This window comes from Streptomyces sp. NPDC055189 (assembly GCF_053606765.1).
In genome coordinates this window covers 22,828-29,213 of sequence record NZ_JBSGSG010000105.1, presented here as the reverse complement: position 1 = coordinate 29,213, position 6,386 = coordinate 22,828, and the positions used below count along the sequence as shown (strand labels likewise).

Annotated in this window: 2 protein-coding genes; one reads left to right on the top strand and one right to left on the bottom strand. The window is 69.3% G+C overall.

The features are described 5' to 3' along the window. Positions 1 to 41 precede the first annotated feature (41 nt). On the bottom strand, positions 42 to 4,988 hold the full coding sequence (locus ACWFR3_RS41270) for an NAD-glutamate dehydrogenase (RefSeq protein ID WP_453739858.1): 4,947 nt from the start codon (positions 4,986 to 4,988) through the stop codon (positions 42 to 44). A 633-nt stretch (positions 4,989 to 5,621) separates the two neighbouring features. Here ACWFR3_RS41270 and ACWFR3_RS41265 point away from each other — a divergent pair. After that, positions 5,622 to 6,188 (top strand): DJ-1/PfpI family protein, encoded by a 567-nt coding sequence (locus ACWFR3_RS41265; RefSeq protein WP_453739857.1) that lies wholly within the window; start codon positions 5,622 to 5,624, stop codon positions 6,186 to 6,188. The last annotated feature ends 198 nt before the right edge of the window (positions 6,189 to 6,386 follow it).

Genomic DNA, 6,386 nt, shown 5'->3' with positions numbered 1-6,386 from the left:
TCATCGTCGTGCGACGGATTACGGCGTACGACGAATACGGATCACGAGTGAGTACGCAGCAGCGTCCTCATCGTCCGCATGGCGACCGAGAGGTTCGCCAGGTCGAACGCGTCCGAGCTCTGGATCTCGTCCAGGGTCGTCCGCGACCGGCTCAGGATCGCCGCGTTCTTCTCCTCCCAGGCCTTGAAGCGCTGCTCGGGAGTGTCCTCGCCGTTCCCGGCGGCAAGGACGTCGGCCGTCAGGGCGGCGTGCGCCGCGTACAGGTCCTCGCGGATCGACGCACGCGCCATCGACTGCCAGCGGTCGGCCCGCGGCAGCTCGATGATGCGGTCCATGAGCTGGGTGATCCGCAGCCGGTCGGCGAGGTCGTAGTAGACCTCTGCGACGTCCATCGGCCGCTTGTCCATGCGGTCGGCGATCGCGACGATGTCGAGCGACGGGAAGGCCGAGGAGAATCCGGCGACGCGCTGGGCGAGTTCGTCGGGAACGCCCGCGCCCGTCAGCTCGTCGCGGATTCCCTGGTACCACTCCTGGTCGGAGCCGCTCAGGAGCTTGGGCAGCTCGGTCCAGACCTCGGCGACACCCTCGCTGAAGAAGTCGATGGTCTCGGCGAGCTGGAGCGGCTGCGGCCGGTTGTTGAGCAGCCAGCGCGTGCCGCGCTCGACGAGGCGGCGCGAGTGCAGCCGGATGCGCGTCTGCACGTCGGCCGCCACCACGTTGTCGAGCGCCTCGACCGCGTCCCAGACCTTGCTCAGGCCGAAGATCTCGCGGGCCGCGAGCTGGGCCCGCACGATCTCCTCGAGCGAGGCGCCCGTCTCTTCGCGCAGCCGGTGCAGGAAGGTCGAACCACCGGTGTTCACCGTGTCGTTGACAAGGACCGTCGTGACGATCTCGCGGCGCAGCGCGTGCCCGTCGACCTGCTCGGGGAACTTCTCCCGCAGGGCCTTCGGGAAGTACGCGTGCAGCAGTCCGCGCAGGTAGTCGTCGTCCGGGAGCGTCGTGTGGATCAGCTCGTCGGCCGCCGTGATCTTCGTGTACGCGAGGAGCACGGCGAGCTCGGGCTGGCTGAGCCCGCGCCCGGAGCTCAGGAGTTCCCGGATCTGCCGGTCGCTGGGCAGGAACTCCAGGTCCCTGTCCAGGTGACCGTCACGGCCCAGGCGGCGCATGAAGCGCTGGTGGGCGTGGAGGAGGGACGGGGACTGGAAGACCGCGTTCGACAGGGCGGTGTTCTGCGCGTAGTTGTTGCGCAGGACCAGGGTCCCGACCTCGTCCGTCATCGCGGCGAGAAACTTGTTGCGCTGCTTGACGGTCATGTCGCCGTTGGCGACGACCGCGTTGAGCAGGATCTTGATGTTCACCTCGTGGTCGGAGGTGTCCACGCCCGCACTGTTGTCGATGGCGTCGGTGTTGATGCGCCCGCCGTCGCGCGCGAACTCGATACGGCCCAGCTGGGTCAGACCGAGGTTGCCGCCCTCGCCGACGACCTTGACGCGCAGGTCGGCGCCGTTCACGCGGATCGCGTCGTTCGCCTTGTCGCCGACGTCGCTGTTCGACTCGGCCGACGACTTCACGTACGTACCGATGCCGCCGTTCCACAGCAGGTCGACCGGCGCCTGGAGGATGGCCTTCATCAGGTCGGCCGGGGTCATCTTCGCGACGCCCCGCTCGATGCCGAGGGCCTCGCGGATGTGGTTGTTCAGCTGGATCGCCTTGGCGCTGCGCGGGAAGATCCCGCCGCCCGTGGAGAGCAGCTCCTTGTTGTAGTCCGCCCAGGAGCTGCGCGGCAGCTCGAAGAGGCGGCGGCGCTCGGCGTACGACGTCTCGGCGTCCGGCTTCGGGTCGATGACGATGTGCCGGTGGTCGAAGGCGGCCACCAGGCGGATGTGCTCGGAGAGCAGCATGCCGTTGCCGAACACGTCACCGGACATGTCGCCGACGCCGACGACCGTGAAGTCCTCGGACTGGGTGTCGGTGCCCAGCTCCCGGAAGTGCCGCTTGACGGACTCCCAGGCGCCGCGGGCGGTGATGCCCATGCCCTTGTGGTCGTAACCGGCGGAGCCGCCGGAGGCGAAGGCGTCGCCGAGCCAGAAGTTGTAGGACTGGGCGACCTCGTTCGCGATGTCCGAGAACGTCGCCGTGCCCTTGTCGGCGGCGACCACGAGGTACGTGTCGTCCTCGTCGTGCCGGACGACATCCGCGGGCGGCACGACCTCACCGGCGACCAGATTGTCGGTGATGTCGAGCAGCGCCGAGATGAACGTCTTGTAGCAGGCCACACCCTCGGCCAGCCACGCGTCGCGGTCCACGGACGGGTCGGGCAGCTGCTTGGCGACGAAGCCGCCCTTGGCGCCCACGGGCACGATGACGGTGTTCTTCACCATCTGCGCCTTGACCAGGCCGAGGATCTCCGTACGGAAGTCCTCACGCCGGTCGGACCAGCGCAGACCACCGCGGGCGACCTTGCCGAAGCGCAGGTGCACGCCCTCGACGCGCGGCGAGTACACCCAGATCTCGTACGCCGGACGGGGCGCGGGGAGGTCGGGGATGGCCTGCGGGTCGAACTTCATGGAGACGTAGCTGTGCGGCTTGCCGCCCACCGCCTCCTGGAAGAAGTTCGTGCGCAGGGTCGCCTTGATGAGGGTGAGGAAGGCCCGCAGGATGCGGTCCTCGTCGAGCGAGGCGACCTGGTCGAGCGCGCCGTCCACCTCTTCGAGGAGCCCGTCGGTCAGCTCGGTCCCGGCGCGCTGGCGGTCCGGGGACATCCGCGCCTCGAAGAGCGAGACGAGAAGGCGGGTGGTGTGGACGTTGTTGCGGAGGGTGTCCTCCATGTAGTCCTGGCTGAAAGTGGAGCCGGCCTGGCGCAGGTACTTGGCGTAGGCACGGAGCACCATCGCCTGGCGCCAGTTGAGCCCGGCCCGCAGGACGAGGGAGTTGAATCCGTCGACCTCGGCCTCGCCCGTCCAGGCGGCGGCGAAGGCCTCCTGGAAGCGCTCGCGGCCGTCGTCGCCCAAGTAGTCGCCGTTGCCGTTCTGCGACTTGGGCAGGCGCAGGCCGAAGTCGTAGATCCACGCGTTCGTACGGTCCGAGCAGCGCAGCTCGTAGGGGCGCTCGTCGGTGACCTCGACGCCCAGGCGCTGGAGCACCGGCAGGACGGCGGAGAGCGAGACCTGGCCGCCCGAGCGGTAGATCTTGAAGCGGCGCTCGCCGGGGGCGGCGCCCACCGGCTCGTACAGGCTGAGCGCGAAGTCCTCGCGCCCGTGCTTGAGCTGCTCCAGGTGCTGGAGGTCGGCGACGGCGGCGCGCGGCGAGTGGTCGGCCTTGTAGCCCTCGGGGAAGGCGCCGGAGTAGCGGCGGAGCAGCTCGGCGGCGCGCTCCTCGCCGCACTCGGCGGTCAGCGCCTCGCCAAAGCCGTCGGCCCAGGAGCGCGCGGCCTCGACGAGCCGGGCCTCGATGCGGTCGGTGTCGGCGTCGGTGAGCTCCGGGAGCCTGCCGCCCGGCGGGACCCGGACCACGAAGTGCAGCCGGGAGAGGATCGACTCGGTGTTCCAGGCGGTGAAGTCGACGCTGTCGCCGCCGAGCTCCTCCTTGAGGATGTCGATGATCCGCAGCCGGACGCCGGTGGTGTAGCGGTCGCGCGGCAGGTAGACGAGGGCGGAGTAGTAGCGCCCGTACTCGTCCTTGCGCAGGTAGAGCCGCAGCCGGCGGCGCTCCTGGAGGTAAAGGACGGACGTGACGATGGCGCGCAGCTCGTCGGGCGGAGTCTGGAAGAGCTCGTCGCGCGGGTAGGTCTCCAGAATCTGGAGGAGGTCACGCCCGTCGTGGCTGTTGGGCGAGAAGCCCGCGCCCTTGAGCACTTCCTGGACCTTGCGGCGGATGACCGGCACGCGGCGCACGGACTCGGTGTACGCGGCGGACGAGAAGAGCCCGAGGAAGCGCCGCTCACCGACGACGTTGCCCTCGGCGTCGAACTTCTTCACGCCGACGTAGTCGAGGTAGGACGGCCGGTGAACGGTCGCCCGGCTGTTGGCCTTCGTGAGCACGAGCAGCTTGTGCTCACGGGCCTTCGCGCGCGCGTCCGCGGGCAGCCGGCTGAAGGAGGGGCTTACCGGGTGGTCCTCCTCGCCCTCGTGCTTGGGGTCGGCGCGCAGAATGCCGAGGCCGGTGCCGGGCACGGCGGCGAGCGAGTCGTCCTCCGTCAGGTCGTACTCACGGAAGCCCAGGAAGGTGAAGTGGTTGTCGGCGAGCCAGCGCAGCAGCTCGCGGGCCTCGTCGACCTCCTGGTCGATGAGGTCGTCGGCGGTCGGCTCGGTGGGGAGCTCGTCGGCGATGCGCAGCGCGGCGTCGCGCATCTTCTCCCAGTCCTCGACGGTCTCGCGTACGTCGGAGAGGATCCGGAGCAGATCGGCGCTGATCTGCTTCAGGTCCGCGCGGTCGGTCTCGCGGTCCATCTCGACGTGGATCCAGGACTCGGTGACGGCGTCGTGCGGGCGCTCCGTGCCGGGGTCGGTGAGGACCTCGAGGAGCTTGCCGGTCACGTCCCGTCGTACGACGACCTGGGGGTGGATGACGACATGGATGCCGCGCCCCTGCCGCGTGAGCTCATTGGTGACCGAATCCACCAGGAACGGCATGTCGTCGGTGACGACCTCGACGACGGAGTGGCTGCACGTCCAGCCGTTCTCCTCGACGGTCGGGGTGTGCACGCGGACGTTGGCCGTGCCCTGCGGGCGGTTCTCGGCAAGCCGGTAGTGGGAGAAGGCGGCTCCGAAGACGTCGACCGGGTCACGGTCGGCCAGGTCCTCCGGGGCGGTGTGCAGGTAGTAGCGCTGGAGGAACGCGAGGGCCGTGTCCTGGTCGGTCGTGGCCTTCTTGCCCTTCGACCCGGCCGGTGCGCCACTCGGTAGGCGGCCCCCGGCCGGGCTGTTCTCAGCTACCCGGGCCGCCCGTGTGAGCAACTCGGCTTTGGCTTCGTCCAGCTTGTTCTGCATTGTCCTCTGACTCCTGTCGCGCGCCGTTGCGTGACGTAGGCGGAAATGATCCGACGTAACGCCGCGACGCGGGGTCTCCGGTCGAAGTCGACGTTATGCCGCGGTGAGAGATGAGCGGGCGGTTATCCGCCATATTCAGCGGTTTCGCTGACCGATGGTCGGAAAGAGCTGACTGGCCGCACCGCGAAGAAGCGTCAGCGAGGCCCCGGGCACGGATGTCCTCCGTGTTCCCCGGGCGCAGGGCGGGGGCGTACACGCCCCCGCGGGATATCGCGCTGATCACGGGTCAAGGCTATCGCCCTCCACCCGGGGATCGTCATGAGCCGTATGTGTACAAAAGCAGGGGTGGAACTTTGACACTCTGCACAGAGACTTTCGCGCCATCTGTCGACGATGAGCCCCGGCGCCGGACCGGTGGGCCCTCTTGGCAAACCGGACGGGCGGATGCACGTTGAGCGGAAGGACCGGACAGCGCGCGCCGGGCGGACCCCGGCCGCGCACGACGGGTCCGCGTGCGACCGGTCGGCGTACGACCGGTCTGCACACGACCGACCGGTCCGCGTACGACCGACCGGTCCGCGGACGACCGATCCGCCCATGACCGGTCCGCCCACGATTGGGGAGCGAGCACCGATGGCAGCCAAGATCCTGATAGTGACCGGCGACGCAGCGGAGTCACTCGAAGTCCTCTACCCCTATCAGCGGCTGCGCGAGGAGGGGTACGACGTCCACATCGCCGCCCCCGCCCGCAAGAAGCTGCAGTTCGTGGTGCACGACTTCGAGCAGGGCTTCGACACGTACACGGAGAAGCCCGGCTACACGTGGCCCGCGGACCTCGCCTTCTCCGAAGTCGACCCCGGCCAGTACGCCGCTCTGGTGATCCCGGGCGGCCGGGCCCCGGAGTATCTGCGCAACGACCCGGAACTCCGCAAGATCCTCAAGTCCTTCTTCGACTCGGACAAGCCGGTCGCCCAGATCTGCCACGGCCCGCTCCTGACAGCAGCGATCGGCGGCCTGAGCGGCCGCAGGGTCACGGCGTATCCGGCCCTGGAGCTGGACATGCAGACAGCGGGAGCAACGTTCAAGGACGCGGAGGTGGTGGTCGACGGCACCCTGGTCTCGGCCCGCGGCTGGGCGGACCACTCGGGCTGGATGAGGGAATTCCTGACGGTACTGCGAGCAAAGGCGCCGGTCACCTAGGCGGTGGGCCTGGGCGGGGTGGTCTGGTCCGGGCGGGTGGCCTGGATACCCGCGGCCGGGGCGGGGTGGCCTGGATACCCGCGGCCGGGGCGGGGCGGCCTGCGCCGTCTGGTCCGGCGGGATGGTCTTAACGCTTGCCGCCCGGGCCGGGTGGCCTTGACGGCCCTGTCGGCCTTGGCTCGGACGGGGTGGCCTGAA